The following is a 17,344-nucleotide window of genomic DNA, read 5'->3' on the forward strand; positions in this document are numbered from 1 at the left end:
ACCTCCGTAGCGTGGTGGCAGGGGAAGCAACGTCGGCTGGAACCGTCACCACGGTTCCAGCCGACTGCCCTCGATCGTCCTCGTCGGGTCAGTGGTCCGCGCAGCACGGTGTCGGGTCCGGGACCTCGAACGGGACCAGTGTCCCGCCCGCGGCCGGCATCGCGGCCAGGACCAGTCGTCCATCGCGCCACTCCGGTCGTACGTGATCGCGGGTGACGATCCGCTGGTCCGGGTCGGGGTCGTCGGGCGCCCCGAGGACGACGATCCGCTCGACCGCGGAGACGGCCAGCAGCCGGGCGACGGTCACCGTGCCGGTGAGGGCGTCGGCCCCGGCGTACCGGACGGCACGGCCCCCGGTGCGCGCGAGGTGCTCCGCGGCGGCGTGCGCGGCACCGGCGGCCAGCTCGTCCGGACCGTGCCGCTCGGCGCCCAGAGCGGCGCCGAACTCCCGTTCCGTGAGCGCCCGCCAGGCCGCGCGGGCCACCCGCTCCGACGGCGTGGAGAAGGACAGCGCGGTGTGCCGCCGCCCCTCCCGCACATGGTGCGTGCAGCCCACCACCCCGTCGTCCAGGCCGAGTTCGGCGGCGAGGTCGAGGAGGAGGTGGTCGGCCGCCCGCAGGGTTCCGGACAGGCCGGTGTCGACCCCGACGACGTACCGTTCGGTCACGACGGCAGGACCCACACCGGGTTGGAGTAGAACCACAGGTCCTTCCACGGGTCCGCGTCGCCGACGACGTCCACGGCCGGGCCCGCCGGGTCGACCGCCGCGCCCATCAGACCGGTGGCGGAACGGTTGCCGTCGGTGCCGCGCAGCCGGACGTACACCGGGCGGTCGACCGCGCCGAGGGAGTACGACAGACGCACCACGCCCGTGGACTTGTTCACCTCGTACGACTGGACGACCTTCGCGGTCGGCGCGGTGAAGGTGTCCTTGTCCGCGACGGCACCCGTGACATCGCCCTGGATGACGTCCACGCGGGCCAACTTCGGTACGAACCCGGCCCAGTTGGGCCCGTCGGCAAGCGCGATGTCGACCGTCAGCGTGACCTTCTGCCCCTTCTTGACGTGCAGCGCGCCGCCGAGGGTCGCCCAGCGGCTGCCGCCCGCCACGCGCGCGTCGAGGCCGCTGATGAGCTGCCCGTGGTCGACCCACACGCGCCCGGCGCGGATGCCGTCCATGACGGCGGCGTACGAGAAGCCGTCGGCACCGACGTGGGTACGGCTGTACTGGCCGGGCCAGTAGTCGCCCTGGGTGACGTCGATCTTGCCGCCGTAGACCGGGTCGGTGTGCTTGCCGTTGGCGGTGAAGTCACTGTCCGGGCCGCCGCGGACGGCGGTGTCCGTGTACACCTGGTGGGAGTCGGAGTTGGCGGTGATCCACCAGGGCTTGCCCTCGGCGAGGAGGCTGTCCCACAGGCCGCCGACCGTGGCGGTCATCCAGTCGAAGCCGCCCCAGGTGCGGTAGCTCTCCAACGGGTAGCCGGCGAAGGAGTCGGCGCTCGGGTTGTTGTCGTAGATGCCCCGGGCGCGCCCCATGCCCAGCGGCGTGGCGATGCCCGCCGCCTGGTGGCCCGGGGCGCCCTCGAAGCCGACGGCGATCTGGCGGCCCGAGCCGGTCGCGTCGCGCCAGCCGCGGATCTCGTGCGGCGAGTCGACACCGCGCCGCGCCGGGTGGTTGGCGAGCATCAGCGCGTCCTTGACCTTGCGCCGCTGCACCTGCTCCGCGAGGAAGTTGAGGCCCGCGACGGCGAGCGCCTCGTTGGCGGGCGAGGACCCGCTGGTACCCGTCACGCTGCCGTCGTAGGACGTCTCGAACGCCTTCAGGACGCTGACCTCGTTGTTGCCGGGGTGAACGAACACGGTGCCGTGCTCGGCGCCGGGTATGTTCCACTCCAGCCCCTGGAAGACGAGCGTGTCCTCGTACTTCTCCCGGGCCTCCTTGATGTCCGGGTTGACCTTGTCGACACCGATCTTGGCGTGCGTCTCGCTGCCGTGGTCGGTGATGACCATCCAGTCCAGACCGTGCCGGGCGCCCTGCCGGACCTGGTCGCCGACGCGGTACTTGCCGTCGCTGCTGTACTGGGTGTGGATGTGGTGGTCACCGGACAGCCAGAGGAACCCGTTCCGTCTCCGACCGCTCGTGGCGCTGGAGGCGTACGCCGGTGCCGCCGCCCCCTGCGCGAGGACGCCACCGGCGGCGAGTCCCGCGCCGAGCAGCCCCGCGCGGCGCAGCAGCGAGCGGCGCGACTGCTGCTCGGGGGTCAGGGCCTCGTCGGGCACGGAGGGGTCGAACGCGGCGGGAAGCGACTCACTCTCGTGGTCGTGACCATGACCGTGGCTGTGGTCGTGCTGGTGACCGTGGTGGTGATGCCCGTGCCCCATGCTTGCCTCCTGAGTCGTGCGCCGCGAGTGCGAGAGCGCGCCACGAGGAGATTCGGTGCGGAACGTGAACGCGGGACGGCGGGCGCGTGATCGGCGGGCGATGGGGGTAAGTCGACTCACCACCTGCGCCCCAACTACCCATCCAGGCCCACCCATAGCTCCGCCCACACCACCTTGTAGGCCATCCCGATCCGGGGCTCCACACCCCACCGCTCGGCCAGCGCCGCGACGAGCACCAGCCCGCGCCCGCCTTCGCCGTCCGGCTCCCGCAGCACCGGCATCTGCTCGGTCCGCCCGTCGGCGACCTCCACACGTACGACGCCGTCGCGCAGCACCAGCCGTACGCGGAAGCTGCGCCCGCGCACGCTCCCGTGCCGTACGGCGTTCGCGGCCAGCTCGGCCACGACCAGGCTCACGTCTTCGCTGGCCTCGCTGTCGTAGGCGAATCCCCACACGTCCATCCGGTTCGCGACCAGCCGCCGCGCGAGCCGGGCGCCTCGCGGCGTGGAGCTGAAGAGTTGCGTGAACGTACGTACGGTGACCGGTTCTTGGGCCCGGATGTCTCCTTGCATGGCCCAACGGTCCCGGGGATCACGGGCGTCGACCAGCGACGCCACTCGTACGCCGGGTTCTGTAGGAGTTCACGCTATGGACAGTACGAGTCACTTTCCGTGACCATACCCGGCATGACCAACAGCACCACGAACGAGCCCGAACCGTCGGACAGCCTGAAGACGTTCGGCCTGGTCCACAAGGCCTGCCGCAAGCGGGCGGGGCTGACGCAGGAGGAGTTCGCTCCCCTGGTGGGGTACCAGCCGTCCACGGTCGCGTCGATCGAACAGGGGAGACGACTGCCGCCGCGGGCGTATGTGGAGCGGGCGGAGGAGGTGTTGGATGCGTTCGGTGTACTGCGGGCAGCGGCGAAGTATGCGACGCGGCAGCCGGGTTTGGCGTCCTGGTTCCGTAAGTGGGCAGACCTGGAGGAGCAAGCGGTCACTCTGCACACGTACGAATGCCGCGTTGTTCCGGGCCTGTTGCAGACCGATGCGTACGCCCGGGCGGTGATCTGGAGCGTGCCGCCGCTGCCCACCGAGGAACAGGTCGAGCAACGTGTGGCCGCGCGGCTGGCCCGTCAGGAGTTACTCAGCGCGCGCAGCGAGCCCCCGACTGCGTTCAGCTTCATCATCGAGCAGGCTGTGCTGGATCGCCGCACTGGCGGGGGCGACGTCACGCGGGAGCTGATTGACCACCTGCTGGAGGTCAACAACCGCCACTGGAACGTCGAGTTGCAGCTGATGCCCCTCCAGCAGACAACGCACGCGGGGCTCGACGGCCCTGTACAGCTGCTGGAGACCCCGGAGAACGAGTGGTTCGCTTACTCGGAGGGCCAGCAAACCGGGGTTCTCATCTCCGACCGGAAAGACATCAGCTTGATCCAGCAGCGGTATGCCAAGATGCGCTCACAGGCTCTCACGCCCGAAGATTCAGCGAGCCTGCTCCGGGAGATGCGAGGAGCGCTATGAGTACCACCACAACCGAACTCGCCTGGTTCAAGAGCACATACAGCGGCTCCCAAGGCGACGACTGCGTCGAAGTGGCCCTCTCCTGGCGCAAGTCGACCTACAGCAGCGGCAGCCAGGGCGACTGCGTCGAGGTCGCCACCTGCCCCACCACCATCCACATCCGCGACTCCAAGCACACCCCCGGCCCTCAACTCGCCCTCTCCCCCACCACCTGGACCGAGTTCGTGGAGTTCGCCGCACGCGAGGGCGTGGACGGGTCCCGCTGAATCCACAGCACCGCGCCCGCCGCCAGCGAAGTGCCCCCAAGTAGCCACGGCAGCGGCCCCGCCGGAAGCACCCCGACGACCAGACCACTGAGCGCCCCCACGAGTTGCAGGGACAGGGACTGGACGGACAACGCCGTGGCGCGCCCGGCGCTGGGGACACGGCGGTGCAGGAGCTCGTTCTCGCTGGGCGCCGCCGCGCCGATGCCGAGGTAGACGAGGGCGTAACCCCCGGCGGCAAGGACCATGGCGAACGGCGCCGTGGACACCGCCGTGGCGCCGAGCAGAAGCAGCCCGCTCGCCCCGGCGCCGAGGCTCACCAGGACCGCGCGCTCGCCGCTGCCCGCGAGCCGGGCCGTGAGCGGAGCGAGGTGGCTGCCGACACCGGAACTGACGAAGCCGAGGCAGGCGATGACGGCGTAGAGGACGGCACCGGACTCCGAGGCGCCGGTGAGGGCGGCGGCGCGGCCGGGGGTGAGGAGTTCGAGCGCGGCCAGGGCGCAGCCCACGGCCCCGGCGCTGAGGAACACGCGCCGGACGAGCGCGTCCCGTGCGCCCAGCCGCAGTCCGCCCACGACGGTGGCCGGGATGCCCTGAAGGATGTCGCGGAGGGTGGTCTTCGCACGGGGCGGCTCACGCAGGGCGGCCAGGACGTACAGCACGAAGACGACCTCCACCACCGCGCCGAGGAGCAGCGGAACGGAGAGGGGCAGTACGAGCCCGGAGGTCGCGCCCGAGAGACCCGCCCCGAGGTCGGGGCCGAGTCCGAGGAGCCAGGGCAGGGCGCCGCCGAGGAGCGTGCCCATGGCGAGCGCGGCGGAGGTCGCGGAGCCGCCGCGGGCGAGTCCCGTACGGAGTTCGGCGTCGGGGCCGGCGTGGGCGTGGACGGTGTCGACGTACCAGGCTTCGGCTGGGCCGCTGGACAGGGCGCGGGCCGTGCCCATCAGGACCATGCCGAGGGTGAGGACCCAGGCGGTGGTGCCCAGGGCCTGGAGGGTCAGGGCGGTCAGGTTCAGCAGCCCGGCGGCGGCCAGGACGGCACGGCGGCCGAGTACGTCGGAGAGTCCTCCGGTGGGCAGTTCGAGCGCGGCGGCGGTGAGGGAGTGGGCGGCGAAGAAGCCCGCGATGGCGGCCATGGTCATGCCCCGCTCGGTGAAGAGCAGGATGAGGGGAGCGATGGTCAGCCCCGCGGGCAGCCAGAAGAGGGCGCAGGCCGTGACGTAGCGGCGGCGGGCGGTGTGTAAGTCCAGCGACGTGGTCATGACCCGGAACCACCCTCGGTCCCCGCCCCCGCCGTACCCGGCTCCTCTCTTCCCGGCTCCTCTCTTCCCGGCTCCTCTCTTCCCGGCTCCTCTCTTCCCGGCTCCGCGTCCGGCTCGCGCGGCGCCAGCGGCAGCCCCGCGGCGACGAACACGACCCGCTCGGCCCGCGGATCCTCCGCGTCGCGCGCGGTCAGTTCCTCCAGCTTCCGGTCGATCATCTCCCAGAGTTCGGAGAGCGACTCGGGAGTCAGACGGGGCATCAGGTCGGTGATCCCGGACGGCTCGACCCACTCCTGGCCCAACCGCCCTTCGGCGACGTCCGCCTCGTACCGTACGAGCGACGCCTCCAGGTGCTCGATCTGGCGCCTGCGCGACAGGCTCACGAAGTCGCGGCTGGCCGGGGAGTCCTCCATGGCCTTGTTGCTCCAGGAGGTCACGGAGTGCACCGCCTGCCAGCGGCGCTCCCGCCCGTCCCGGTGAGCGGCTTCGGCGACGAACGCGTACTTCGCCAGAACGCGCAGGTGATAGCTGGTGGAGGCGGACGACTCCCCGGTCCTGACCGCGAGTTCACTCGCGGTGGCCGGACCGTCCTGCCGCAACATCCCGAGCAGCCGGATACGCAGAGGGTGGGTGAGGGCCTTCAGGGCCCCGGCGTCCCGCTCGGGATCGAGTACGCGTTTATGCTCGTCGCTGACCATGCCGGGAGCCTAGAGCGCACCGGACACTTTCCAAAAGTATTTTTGCAGAATTTATTTGGCGATCTGGTGATCAGGTGTTGGCGCCGCGTGCCGCCACCCGCCAGCGGTCCACTTCCACGCCCTGGCGGGCGATCACCAGCTCGTCCGCGAGGTTCACTGGCTGGCAGACGTGGTTGGGGACGACGGCGAGTACCGCGCCGAGGCGGGGGGCGGGTACGCCTTCCGGGAGGTGGACCACCGCGTGGTGCTCCCAGAGGGCGGTGATCGTGGCCTCGGGGTACCGCGGGAGGTAGCCGTGGCCGGTCACCCACGCGGAGCGGTCCGCGCCGAGGACCTTGCTGCCCGCGTCGAGGACGAAGCGGTCCGGGGCGGGGACACTGATGACCGTCGAGGCGGCCGCGAGGGCCAGGTCGTCGACACCGCAGCAGCCCATGGCCAGTTGCTGGGCGTCGTTGAAGACGTAGACGCCGGGGCGGAGTTCGTCGACCGGGCCGGGGCGCCAGCGACCCGCCGTCGGAGTCGAGCCGCCGCTCAACACCCGTGGTTCCAGGCCGAGTTCGCGCAGGGCCTCCGCCGCCTCGGACAGGGCCCGTTCCTCGTCGCGGGCCGCCCGCTCCCGGGCCTCGGGGTCATGGCCGTACCCGTGTCCGGGGAAGGTGAACGCGCCGAGCACGCCCAGCCCGGCGTCCGACGCGGCGCGGGCCACCCGACCCGCGTCCGCGGCCGGCACCCCGGTCCGTGCCGTCCCGCAGTCCACCTCGACCAGGACCTCCACCGCGCGGTCGCTCCCCCGCACCGCGTCCCCCAGCCGTCGCGCCGCCTCCACCGAGTCGACGCCGACCCGCAGCGCGACCACGTCGGCCAGTCGGCGCAGGCGCCGCGCCCTGCTCTCGTCCGGCCAGAGCGGATACGCGATGAACAGGTCGTCCACGCCCGCCGCCGCGAACGCCTCCGCCTCGCTCAGGGTCGCCACCGACAGTCCGCGCGCACCCGCCCGGAGCTGCCGCCCCGCGATCTCCGCGCACTTGTGGCTCTTGGCGTGCGGCCGGAGAGCGAAGCCGCCGGTTCTGGCGGCCTCGGCCATGCGGGCGATGTTCCGGTCCAGTACGTCGGCGTCCACGACCAGCGCGGGCGTGACAAGCCCTTCGGGCAGTTGCTCAGCATCACTACGTCCTCCCCGCACCACTACGTCCTCCCCGCATCGCTACAGCCTCATCACTCCGGTACAGCCTCCCACCCCCCACATGCCTGTGTATATTAGGCCCCAACCTAGGAACCCTAGGCAACCAGCAAGGCAATCCAGACAAACCAGTGCCGAGAGGTGGTCCCCCATGGCCCGTGCCGGGCTCACGGCCGACCGTGTCGTCGAGGCCGCGGCCGATCTCGCCGACGAGGTCGGGTTCGAGAACGTCACCCTGTCCGCGTTGGCGCGCCGGTTCGGGGTGAAGGACGCGAGCCTGTACTCGCACGTCAAGAACCTGCAGGACCTGCGGACGCGGGTCGCGCTGCTGGCAGCGGGCGAGATGATCGACGGGATCGCGATCGCGGTCGCCGGGCGGGCCGGCAGGGACGCGCTCGTCGCCTTCGCGGGCGCCTACCGGACGTACGCGCTCGCGCACCCCGGCCGCTACGCCGCCACGCACGCCCCGGTCGCCCCCGCCGTCGGCGCCGCGTCCGACGCGTTCCGGCGTACCGCCGAGATCACCTACGGCATGCTCCACGCGTACGGCCTGTCCGAGCCCGACCTCACCGACGCCGTACGGCTGTTGCGCAGCGCCTTCCACGGTTTCTGCGCCCTGGAGGCGATCGGCGGCTTTCACGCAGCCAGGGACGTACAGACCTCGTGGGAGCGGGCCCTCGACGGCCTGCACACGGCCCTGGAGCACTGGCCACGGAGCGAGCGGAAGGAAGCGGATCATGCGTGACGGGCACTACGACGGGCACTACGACGTGCGGGGCAGCGGGCCCCTGCTGCTGATCATTCCCGGCGGGGCCGGTCATCCCATGGGCCTTGAGGGTGCCGTCGCGCGCCTTTCCGCGCGGTTCACCGTGGTGACGTACGACCCGCTCGGGCTGTCCCGCGGCCCGCTCGACGGGCCGGTCGGGGACCAGCGGGTGGAAACGTGGAGCGACCGCGCCCACCAGCTGCTCGACTCCCTCCTCCCGGACGGCGAGTCCGCCCGCGTCTTCGGGAGCAGCTCCGGTGGGATCGTCGCCCTCGACCTGCTGGCCCGGTACCCGGAACGGCTGCGGCGCGTGGTCGCGCACGAGCCGCCGAGCATCGGAGTGCTGCCGGACGCGGTCCGGCAGCACGCGATGATCACAGAGGTGTACGAGATCCACCGTACGGAGGGGGTGGCGGCGGCGACGGTCCGGCTCAGTGCCGGTCTGGAGGGCCGGAGTTGGGAGCCCGGTCCACGCCCCGCGCCGGCTGCCGCCGACGGCGGCGAGAACACGCAGAGCGGGCAGAACACGCCGGACTCCCGAGAGGCGCAGAACACGCCCATGGACATCTTCCTCGGCCACGTCCTGCGCCCCTTCACCTCCCACGCCCTGGACCTGGACGCCCTGAAGGGTCTGTCCTCCCGGCTCACGCTCGGTGCCGGAAGCGACTCGCGGGGTCAACTCCCCTTCCGCACGGCCTCGTTGCTCGCTGAACTCAGCGGCAGCGACTTCGTCGAGTTCCCTGGGGGTCACCTCGGCGTCCTCCAGCACCCGGTCGCCTTCGCGGACCGGCTGACCGAGTCGCTCTGAGTCGCCCGGCAGAGGGAGGGATCAACCTGGCGCCGCGAAGAGCTGCACTGTGTACTTTCCGCTGACGGCAACGCCGGTGTCCGTGAACGAGCAGTTGAGGATGTTGCCCTTGTGGCCCTTTGTGCTGTTCATCCAGCCGTCGACGACCTGCTTGGCGCTGGTGTCTCCCCAGGACATGTTCTCCGCTGACGGCCCCGCGTTGTAGCCGGCGTCCTTGATGCGCTGTTGGGGCGAGGAGCCGTCGGAGCCTGTGTGCGTGGTGATGTTGTTCTTGTCGGCGTCGTCCGCGAAGACCTTGGCGGCGTGGGTCAGCTGCGCGTTCTCATGGAGGGCGGGGCAGTTGGCCTTTTCGCGTTCGGCGTTGACCAGTTGCAGGACCTCGCCGGGCGAGGTCTGCAGGGCGCGCGGCACGGCGGCGGGGACGGTGACCGTCGCCGCGGCGCCTGCGGCGGCCGCTCCGGAGAGCACCAGCAGAGGGGCCGCACACGCGGCAACGCAGACACGACGTATTCGATTGCTCTTGGTTCGCACGGGATTCCCTTTCGTCAGGGGCGGTCGGCAGCTCCCCGACATCGCGTGCGACGCGACGCGAGGAACGTGACGGCACCCTCCCCGCCCTTGGCCGTCACCAGCCCGCGGCCTCTTTCGCCGCTCGGGTGAGGGGCATGACAACGCCTCCTCGTACAAATCCACCGTAAGCCCGACCACGCGCGCTCACGACTCGGGCGGTCCCCCGGCGACACCAGGGGACCAACACGCCTTCTCCGCCCGCGTGTTGAGAAGCCGGACAATCGCGTATGTGTGACGAATACCGGGACGGCGGCAGCGGTGGCGACCCCGATGCGAAGGCCTCCCTGTCGACCGCCCTGTGCGTGCCGGTCACCGTGGTACTTCGATCGGGGCACTGGGATCAGGGGCCCATGTCTGTATCTGTGGGTTAGACGTCATGATCGCCATGGCGAGGCAGACACCGCCGGTGCCAACCTGGAGAGGGCATCGCCGACTGAACGGCGACATACACCCAGGATAGGCGGACACCATGGGAATCGATCATGCTGCGGCGGCGAACGTGGACGTGCCTGCGACAAAGCCGGCTCGAGAGGCGACGGAGCTGATCCGTGACACCACGAGTGAGCTCATCTACCACCACTCGCGCCGGGTGTACTTCTTCGGCAGTCTGCAGGGACGCGACCGCGACCTGAGTTTCGACCCGGAGCTCCTCTACATCGCCGCCATGTTCCACGACGTGGGCCTGGGTGACGCCTTCCGTGACAGCGGCCGCCGCTTCGAAGTGGACAGCGCCGACGAAGCGAGGCGGTTCCTGCAGGCGCACGGGATTCCGGAGGACAGTGTCCGCCGCGTGTGGACGGCGATCGCCCTGCACACGACTCCCGGGATACCGGAGTTCATGGAGCCGGAGGTGGCCCTGGTCACCGCCGGGGTGGAGTACGACGTACTGGGCATCGGATACGACGCGATCCAGGAGGCGGACCGGGCCGAGGTCGTGGCCCTGCACCCCCGCCCCGACTTCAAGCAAGGGATTCTGCAGGCGTTCCACGACGGTGTCTGCCGCAAGCCGGAGACGACGTTCGGCAACGTGAAGGCCGACGTTCTCGTGCACTTCGACCCGGACTTCCAGCGCGGTGACTTCGTCCGTACGATCCTCGATTCACCGTGGAAGGAGTAGTCCCGCCGGTGTCCCGCCACCGTCACACGGTCGCGGTAGTCGCCTTCGACGCGGTCCAGCTCCTCGATGTCACCGGCCCGGTCGAGGTCTTCACGACCGCCAATCGCTACGGTGCGGACTACGACGTCCGAGTCGTCTCGCCCACCGGTGCCGGCGTCGTCACCTCATCGGGACTGGTGCTCGGCGTCAACGGCTCGGTTTCCTCGCTTCCCCGCCGGATCGGCACCCTGCTGGTACCGGGGAGGAGGGACTGGCGGGCGGCCGTCAGCGACACGGACCTGGTGGAGTCGGTCAGGCACCTGACCGATCGGGCCGAGCGGGTGACCTCCGTGTGCGCGGGGGCGTTCGTTCTCGCCGCGACCGGTGTCCTGGACGGTCGGCGTGCCGCCACGCACTGGGAGCTCGCCCCGGACCTGGCGCTCGCCTTCCCAGGGATTCGGGTGGAAAGCGATCCTCTCTTCGTCCGGGACGGCCACGTCGTCACGTCGGCCGGCGTCACGGCAGGCATCGACCTCGCGCTGTCCCTGGTCGAAGAGGACTGGGGAGCCGAGGTGGCGCGCAGCGTGGCCAGGCAACTGGTCGTCTTCATGGCCAGGCCCGGCGGTCAGGCGCAGTTCAGCACTCGACTGGTTCCATGTGAGCCTCAGCACCCGGCGGTGAGACGCGTACTGGATCACGTCAGTGCGGACCCTTCGGCCGAGCACACCCTCGACTCCCTGGCCGCTGTGAGCGGGGTGAGCGCCCGGCACCTGGGGCGGCTCTTCCGTACCGAGATCGGCATGTCTCCTGGCCAATATGTCGAATCCAGCAGGGTCGAAGCCGCTCAGGCTCTTCTCGAAAGGGGCAGCGGCACAGTGGAGGAAGTGGCGCAGCAGGCCGGATTCGGTTCCTCGGAGTCCCTGCGTCGGATCTTTCAGCACACCTTCGGCGTCTCTCCCACCGTGTACCGCGCCCGCTTCCGAAGCACCGCGGGCAGTCGTCGCATCGTGGCGGCCTGAGGACTCGGACCCGCCTCACTCGGTAGCAGCCGAAGAGCCCCCGGCGCGGCCGGCACAGCCGCGCCTACCGGTCCTGCGCGCTGAGGGCCTGTACCTCGTCGTACGTCGGCGCGGTGCCCCGCGGCGGGCGGCCGGAGCGGATGTCCGCCATCGCGTCCAGCGCCGCGCCCAGGGCCCGCCGGTAGAGGTACGAGCCCAGGCTGATCCTGTGTACGCCTAGGTCGGCGAGGTGGGAGACGGGCGGGCCCGCGGGTGAGTAGAGGATGTTCAACGGTACGTCGAGGGTCTTGAGCAGGGCGGTGACGCGGGTCGGGTCGGTCAGTCCGGGGACGAACACGCCGTCGGCGCCAGCCTGTTGGTAGGCGTCGAGGCGGCGGACGGTCTCCCGTTCGTCGGCGCCGTCGCCGAGCCAGTGGGTGTCGGTGCGGGCGTTGACGAAGAGGTCTGGTACGGCCGCCTTGACCGCCGCGATCTTCGCCGCGTGCAGGTCGGCGGGGCCGAGGCCGTCTTCCAGGTTGATGCCCACCGCCCCGGCGGCAGCCAGTTCGCTCGCCAACTCCGCCACCTCGGACGGGTCCTGGGTGAAACCGTCCTCGGCGTCGACGGACAGCAGGTACGGGCCGGCGCCGAGCTGCCGCGCGAGCCGCACGGTCAGGTCCCGGGTCGCCGCTGCCCCGTCCGGCAGTCCGGCCGCCGCGGCGACACCCAGGCTCGTCGTACCGATCGCCGCGAAGCCCTGAGCGGCAAGGAGCGCGGCCGAGGCGTGGTCCCAGGCGTTGGGCAGCAGGAGGGGCGCGTCGGCGTGGTGGAGCGCGGCGAAGGGAGTCATGTCGACCTTCCGGTGCGGGGGCGGCGGGCGATCACGTCAGCTTGCCGACAGCATCGGCGTAGTAGGTCGATCCCTTGAGGTGTTCGGCCAGTTGACGGAAGCTCCACCCCTCTCCGGGGGAGTCGTCGAGCTGGTCCTCGGTCAGCGTGTCGAGCCGGTTCGCCCAGATACGGGCGAGGCGGGTGAGGCGACTACGCGCCTCGTCCAGGTCCTCGCGGGTGAAGGGCGCGAGGTCCGCCTGCGTCGTGCTCGCCGACGCGTGCCAGTGGTCGGGCAGTGGCTCCTCGCCCACGAGCCGGGCCTCCAACTCGGCCAAGTGGTCGAGGAGATGGTCGGCGACACGGCGGATCGCCTTGTGCGGGGTGTAGACACGGTCGTCGACGTGGGTGGGCCTGCCGTCCCAGGCGGTCCAGGTCGCCGCCAGGTCGAGGACGTGGTCCACCATGGCGACGACGCCTTCGGCCGGTTTCCGGGGTGAGGAGTTGTCCATACCGCGAACGCTAGACGCGCGATCCTTCGGCGCCCGCCGAACCGTATCCGCCGTCGCGCCCTGAGAAGCGCGGCAACCTTTCGCCCCGCGGTGGCGACCACCCGGCATGACCAACGCAAGACCCACCACATCGCACCGCCGCCGTCACGTGGCCCGTAAGCCCCTGGCGGCCGGACTCGGGGCCGTCGGTGTCCTGGCCGGTGCCTGGTACGCGACCGCCACTCCGACGACGACCACGACGGCCGCCGCCCCGCGGCTCGCGGCCGTCACGAACACCGCGGTGAACCTGGCCGCCAGGTTCCCGTACCTGTCCGCGGGCTACAACAACACCCGCGAGTGGACGCGCACCACGACCGCCGTCGCCCCGAACGGCACCCTCCGCGTGGCCTGGCCCGCGTCCGACGGCGTCCACGTCACCCCGCTGACGGCGGCCGGGAAGCGCTCCGGCGCGGACACGGTCGTCAAGGGCGCCAAGGAGGTCGGCGGCCTGGTCGCGCACAACGACGGCTTCGCGCTGCTGACCCGCGTCTCCGACACCAACAAGTGGAAGGAGACGGCGGCGGCCCTCATCCGCTACAAGAACGGCACGCAGGCCTTCCGTACGAAGCTCACGGGGACCGCCTCGCACGACACGGCTCCGCTGCTGGACGGCCAGCTCACCTGGAACGGCACCAAGTACGGCACGTACTTCGTCGTGCACGGCGCGGGCGGCTTCGCGGACGGCCACTTCGGCGACAAGCTGAGCTACGTGAGCGCCAAGGGCGCGAAGCTGACGGGCGGCTGGAGCTGGGGGTGCAGCCACAACGAGGGCATCGCGCTGCACGCGGAGACGACGGGCGCGTTCACCTCCCTGTGCTTCGACGACTGGCGCTCGGGCCTGTTCGTCTCGACGGGGATCGGCGCCCCCGACAACGCGCCCGCCGTGCGGCGCGAGCAGTGCTGGGCGGGCTACTGCGGAGGCACGTTCGCGGGCCGCACCGGCGACCTGGTGAAGTCCTCGACGGGCCGGTACGCCACCGCCTTCGCCTCCCGGGGCGCCGCCTCCGCGGCCAAGAACCCGGACGACGCGAGCGGGCGCGGCTGGACGGTGAAGCCGAAGACGTCGACCCACCAGGTGGCCGTCGCCTTCCTCAAGAACCGCAACACCCCGGCGGGCAAGCCGGTATACCTCACCAGCGCCGCCGGCACCGAGAACGTCAACGTCCACATAGCCCCCTACGGCAAGGACCGGCTCCTCGTCTCCTGGGAGTCCCTGAAGAACGCCAAGTGCTCGTCCGGCACCTGCACGGGCACCTTCACCGGCACCCACCTGCGCCTGATCGACTGGAACGGCGCCCTCAAGACGCCGGACAAGGTCGTCCAGGCGCGTATCTCCGGTGATATCGCGACCCTCAAGGACGGCTCCCTGACCTGGGTGTACGCCCCCGTCACCCCGTCCTACGCGAGCGCCCTCACCGGGGCTTCACCGACCACGACGACGCTGAAGGTCGCCCGTCTGAAGCCCTGAACCGGAAGCACGTCGAGGGGCCCGAGGGCCAGCTCACGCGGACGTCGTACTCCCCCTGCCCCTCCTCCGCCTCCCCCTCCACCTTCACGGACACCGACTCCGTGAGGGGCAGGGGGTCCGGCTCGCCGGTGAGCCGGGCGAGGGCGACGAAGAGGGTGGCGCCGGGTCCCGTGACACCCGCCGAGTCCGACAGCCCGTACACGGAGAGGAGTTCGGCGTGCACGCCGTCGTCGTCCGGCCACCCCGTGACGCGCACCGGCGTCCCCGGGTCCGCTCCCGCCACCAGGTGGGCCCGCACCTCCACCGCTCCCCGCGCGACGACCAGGCTCACGACCCGCGCTCCCCCACCCGCCGTGTGCCGGGACGCCACCCAGCCGTCCCCGGCGCCCAGCGGCTCGATGTCCGTCCGGCTCGGATCGTCACCGACGATCACGCTGTTGTCGTACGACGCCGAGGGCGCGGTCGCGGTCGAGTACCCGAGCCGCGTGTAGTAGGGGTCGTAGCGGACGTCCTCGCTGCCGTGGTTGTGGAGGCGGACCAGGCCGTCCGAAGTCGTGGTCTGGAGCAGCCAGTTGGGCGGTCCGACGGGGGTGACGGCGTCGGCGCGGTCCGTCGGGCCCGGCTCCTCCCGCGCTGTCCACACCTCGTGGTCCGGTGGGAGGAGGAGGCCGACGAAGGCCTTGCTCGCCCAGTACGGGGAGGCCGGGCCCGAATAGCCCTGCAGGACCGTCTCGTCGGGGCCGTGCCAGCCGAGGGTGAGCAGGCCACGGTCGTCGACCGCGCCCCGGTCGAGGAAGTGGCGCAGGGCGCCGGACGCCAGGCGTCGGGTCTCGCCCGGCGACAGCGGCGTACGGCCGGTGAGGGCGCCGAGCCACAGCGGGGCGGTCGTCGCGAAGCGGTAGGTGAGGGAGCGGCCCTGCCGCATCGGGGCGCCGTCGCCGCCAAACAGCCGGGCGTAGTCGGCGAGATGGCGGGAGAGCCGGCCGCCGTACAGGTCGAGGAGCCGGGTGTCGTCCGCGAGCCACGCGTGCAGCACCGGGTACAGGTGCATCGCCCAGCCGTTGTAGTAGTCGAAGGCGCGGCCGGGGCCGTCGGTGTACCAGCCGTCGCCGACGTACCACTCCTCGATCCGCTCCAGACCCCGGTCGATCGCGGCCCGCGACGCCTCGGGCTCGTGGCCTACCTCCGCCAGGAAGCCGCCGACCGTCACCGGGAACAACTCCCAGTTGCAGGCCCAGGGTTCGGCCGTGAGCGCGTCACCGAGCCAGGCCGCGGCCCGTTGCCGCACACCGTCGTCCAGGCGGTCCCACAGCAGTGGCCGGGTGAGCCGCAGCGCGAGGGCGATCGAGGCGGCCTCGACGAGGGGCTGGCTGCGGTCCTCGACGCGCGGCCAGACGCCGGCCGTACCGGCGGCGAGTCCGTCGGCGTACCGCTCCAGGGCCTTCTCGTCGCGGCGGAAGGCGGCCAGGAGCAGGGTGCGGGCGTAGCCCTCCAGGCCGTCGGAGAGTCGGCCCGACCAGCTCGTGTGCGCACCGGGGAGGTGGTAGAGGGCGCCGTTCTCGGTCGCGTACGGGGCGACCGCGGCGAGCAGGGAGTCGGCCGCCGCCTCCCAGTGGGCGCGGGTGTAGCCGGTGTACGGGCTGAGGGTGCGGTCCTCGTCGGGCATCAGTGGCGCTCCGTGGTTCGGCGGCTCGGTCGGGTGGTACCTGGGGCGCCCCGGTTCCGGACGGGACGCCCCAGGAGTTCATCCCACCCTCACCTGGCGCTCGGGCACCAGATGCTGGGCGAGGAGTTCGTCGCGGACGAGGCCCGCGTAGACCGTGGCGCCGTGCACGGAGGTGTGCGTGTTGTCCCGCTTCTCGTTGTAGAGGTAGATCGCCTTGGAGCCCTCGACGCCCAGCGACTCGACGAGGGCCTTGGTCTTGGCCGTCAGGTCGATGAGGGGCACGTGCTCGGCGGCGGCGACCGAGCGGATGACGGCCGGGTGGTTCACACCGAGGCCGTTGACCAGCAGCGCGGTGTCGTTGTTCAGGGTGCCGTCCGCGTTGAACCAGCGGCGGACGATGGGGGTGACAAGGACCGGGTCGCCGCCCCGCGCGCGGACCCCGGCGACCAGCGTCTCCAGGTTCGCGCGGTACGTCGGCTCATCGGTCGTCTTGTCGTTGTGGGCGAGCTGGATGAGGACCAGGTCGTGGCGCCGGACGAGCGGCTGGACGGTCGGGAAGAGCGCGGGGTTCTCGAGGTAGGTGACCGTGCTCTCCCCGGAGTCCGCGTAGTTGGCGACCGAGACGCCCTTGCGGAGGTACTGGGGCAGTTGCTGGCCCCAGCCGGTGTAGGGGTCGCCGGGCTGGTCGCAGACGGTGGAGTCGCCGACCAGGAAGATCTGACGGGTGTGGGGGACGGCCGGGGTCACCCGGATGTCGGCCAGCGCGGGCGCGGAGCCGCCGAGGACCAGGTCCAGGCCGGGGGTGCCGTCGGGGCCGGTCGGCTCGCCCTCGGGGGTGCGGACGTTCACCGTGAAGCTGCGGGTCACGGGCTTCCCGGCCGCCGTGGCGGTCTCGGGCAGCAGCGCGCGGCGCGTCTCACCGCTGACGCTCGTGCTCGCCGCGGTCTCCCCGCCGAGCCGTACGCGCACGTCGTACGTGCCCGGCGCGACGTCGAAGTGGCAGGCGGTCGCGGTGCAGTTCTCCAGGCCGAGGGCGCCGGGCCCTCCATGTGCTTGGGCGGGCGTGGCCGTCAGCGCGGTGGCTGCGGCCAGCACGGCCACCCCGGCAGCGATGAAACGTCTCATTGCGGCTCCTCCAACAGGACGACAAGACCTGGCGGCAGGACCGTACCGCTCTCCGCAAGCGCTTTCTAGAGTGCGGTGCGCTTTCACATGATTGCCAACTCTCAAGCAGCGAAAGCCCTTTCGCGAAATCGATTCAACTGTCAGTCTTCCGGACACCCGC

The 17,344-nt window shown here is 71.3% G+C and carries 18 protein-coding genes; 7 read left to right on the forward strand and 11 right to left on the reverse strand.

Annotation, left to right across the window (positions count from 1 at the left end; translation table 11 throughout):
* Positions 1-88 precede the first annotated feature (88 nt).
* The 3 genes from KVT44_RS03440 to KVT44_RS03450 form a co-directional block, all read right to left on the reverse strand.
* Positions 89-667, reverse strand: coding sequence for a hypothetical protein (locus KVT44_RS03440; RefSeq protein WP_217566037.1), 579 nt, complete (start codon positions 665-667; stop codon positions 89-91).
* The gene (locus tag KVT44_RS03445) at positions 664-2,382 is read right to left on the reverse strand and encodes a PHP domain-containing protein (protein WP_217566038.1); all 1,719 of its coding nucleotides are present in this window, start codon (positions 2,380-2,382) and stop codon (positions 664-666) included. The genes KVT44_RS03440 and KVT44_RS03445 overlap by 4 nt, the downstream gene beginning before the upstream one ends.
* Positions 2,383-2,516: 134 nt before the next feature.
* The gene (locus tag KVT44_RS03450; protein ID WP_217566039.1) at positions 2,517-2,954 is read right to left on the reverse strand and encodes an ATP-binding protein; all 438 of its coding nucleotides are present in this window, start codon (positions 2,952-2,954) and stop codon (positions 2,517-2,519) included.
* A 114-nt stretch (positions 2,955-3,068) separates the two neighbouring features.
* Between KVT44_RS03450 and KVT44_RS03455 the strand changes: the two genes are divergently transcribed.
* Positions 3,069-3,905: a helix-turn-helix transcriptional regulator gene (locus KVT44_RS03455; protein ID WP_217566040.1), complete on the forward strand. Its 837-nt coding sequence runs from the start codon at positions 3,069-3,071 to the stop codon at positions 3,903-3,905.
* Entirely contained in the window at positions 3,902-4,171 is a 270-nt protein-coding gene (locus KVT44_RS03460) for a DUF397 domain-containing protein (RefSeq protein WP_217566041.1), read from the forward strand. Before KVT44_RS03455 ends, KVT44_RS03460 begins: the two co-directional genes overlap by 4 nt.
* Here KVT44_RS03460 and KVT44_RS03465 read toward each other — a convergent pair.
* The 3 genes from KVT44_RS03465 to KVT44_RS03475 all read right to left on the reverse strand — a co-directional run bounded on the left by KVT44_RS03465 (position 4,093) and on the right by KVT44_RS03475 (position 7,311).
* Positions 4,093-5,430 (reverse strand): MFS transporter, encoded by a 1,338-nt coding sequence (locus KVT44_RS03465; protein ID WP_217566042.1) that lies wholly within the window; start codon positions 5,428-5,430, stop codon positions 4,093-4,095. The two genes, KVT44_RS03460 and KVT44_RS03465, sit on opposite strands and share 79 nt — an antisense overlap.
* Positions 5,427-6,128 carry a helix-turn-helix transcriptional regulator gene (locus tag KVT44_RS03470; protein WP_217566043.1) on the reverse strand — a complete coding sequence of 234 codons (702 nt, stop codon included), beginning with the start codon at positions 6,126-6,128 and terminating at the stop codon, positions 5,427-5,429. The genes KVT44_RS03465 and KVT44_RS03470 overlap by 4 nt, the downstream gene beginning before the upstream one ends.
* A 70-nt stretch (positions 6,129-6,198) precedes the next feature.
* Positions 6,199-7,311 (reverse strand): alanine racemase, encoded by a 1,113-nt coding sequence (locus KVT44_RS03475; protein ID WP_308313903.1) that lies wholly within the window; start codon positions 7,309-7,311, stop codon positions 6,199-6,201.
* A 148-nt stretch (positions 7,312-7,459) separates the two neighbouring features.
* On the opposite strand from KVT44_RS03475, the gene KVT44_RS03480 reads away from it, so the two are divergent.
* Positions 7,460-8,053 (forward strand): TetR/AcrR family transcriptional regulator, encoded by a 594-nt coding sequence (locus KVT44_RS03480; RefSeq protein WP_217566044.1) that lies wholly within the window; start codon positions 7,460-7,462, stop codon positions 8,051-8,053.
* The gene (locus tag KVT44_RS03485; RefSeq protein ID WP_217566045.1) at positions 8,046-8,882 is read left to right on the forward strand and encodes an alpha/beta fold hydrolase; all 837 of its coding nucleotides are present in this window, start codon (positions 8,046-8,048) and stop codon (positions 8,880-8,882) included. Before KVT44_RS03480 ends, KVT44_RS03485 begins: the two co-directional genes overlap by 8 nt.
* 21 nt (positions 8,883-8,903) lie before the next feature.
* On the opposite strand, the gene KVT44_RS03490 is transcribed toward KVT44_RS03485, so the two are convergent.
* Positions 8,904-9,350 carry a CAP domain-containing protein gene (locus tag KVT44_RS03490; RefSeq protein WP_217566046.1) on the reverse strand — a complete coding sequence of 149 codons (447 nt, stop codon included), beginning with the start codon at positions 9,348-9,350 and terminating at the stop codon, positions 8,904-8,906.
* 571 nt (positions 9,351-9,921) lie between these two features.
* On the opposite strand from KVT44_RS03490, the gene KVT44_RS03495 reads away from it, so the two are divergent.
* On the forward strand, positions 9,922-10,569 hold the full coding sequence (locus tag KVT44_RS03495) for an HD domain-containing protein (RefSeq protein WP_217566047.1): 648 nt from the start codon (positions 9,922-9,924) through the stop codon (positions 10,567-10,569).
* An 8-nt stretch (positions 10,570-10,577) separates the two neighbouring features.
* Complete coding sequence (locus KVT44_RS03500) at positions 10,578-11,567, forward strand: GlxA family transcriptional regulator (protein ID WP_217566048.1); 990 nt, start codon at positions 10,578-10,580, stop codon at positions 11,565-11,567.
* A 64-nt stretch (positions 11,568-11,631) separates the two neighbouring features.
* Here the strand turns inward: KVT44_RS03500 and KVT44_RS03505 are convergent, their stop codons facing one another.
* Both KVT44_RS03505 and KVT44_RS03510 read right to left on the reverse strand, forming a co-directional pair.
* Complete coding sequence (locus KVT44_RS03505) at positions 11,632-12,396, reverse strand: isocitrate lyase/phosphoenolpyruvate mutase family protein (protein WP_217566049.1); 765 nt, start codon at positions 12,394-12,396, stop codon at positions 11,632-11,634.
* Positions 12,397-12,427: 31 nt separating this feature from the next.
* Positions 12,428-12,886 (reverse strand): hypothetical protein, encoded by a 459-nt coding sequence (locus tag KVT44_RS03510; protein WP_099920090.1) that lies wholly within the window; start codon positions 12,884-12,886, stop codon positions 12,428-12,430.
* A gap of 106 nt (positions 12,887-12,992) precedes the next feature.
* On the opposite strand from KVT44_RS03510, the gene KVT44_RS03515 reads away from it, so the two are divergent.
* Positions 12,993-14,393 carry a hypothetical protein gene (locus tag KVT44_RS03515; protein ID WP_217566050.1) on the forward strand — a complete coding sequence of 467 codons (1,401 nt, stop codon included), beginning with the start codon at positions 12,993-12,995 and terminating at the stop codon, positions 14,391-14,393.
* Here the strand turns inward: KVT44_RS03515 and KVT44_RS03520 are convergent.
* Together KVT44_RS03520 and KVT44_RS03525 are read right to left on the reverse strand one after the other, a co-directional pair.
* Positions 14,338-16,059, reverse strand: a complete 1,722-nt coding sequence (locus KVT44_RS03520; protein WP_217566051.1) for a DUF2264 domain-containing protein — start codon at positions 16,057-16,059, stop codon at positions 14,338-14,340. The two genes, KVT44_RS03515 and KVT44_RS03520, sit on opposite strands and share 56 nt — an antisense overlap.
* Positions 16,060-16,137: 78 nt before the next feature.
* Complete coding sequence (locus tag KVT44_RS03525) at positions 16,138-17,184, reverse strand: rhamnogalacturonan acetylesterase (RefSeq protein ID WP_217566052.1); 1,047 nt, start codon at positions 17,182-17,184, stop codon at positions 16,138-16,140.
* Between the last annotated feature and the right edge of the window lie 160 nt (positions 17,185-17,344).

The organism is Streptomyces sp. GbtcB7, from assembly GCF_019091445.1.
Classification (GTDB): domain Bacteria; phylum Actinomycetota; class Actinomycetes; order Streptomycetales; family Streptomycetaceae; genus Streptomyces; species Streptomyces mirabilis.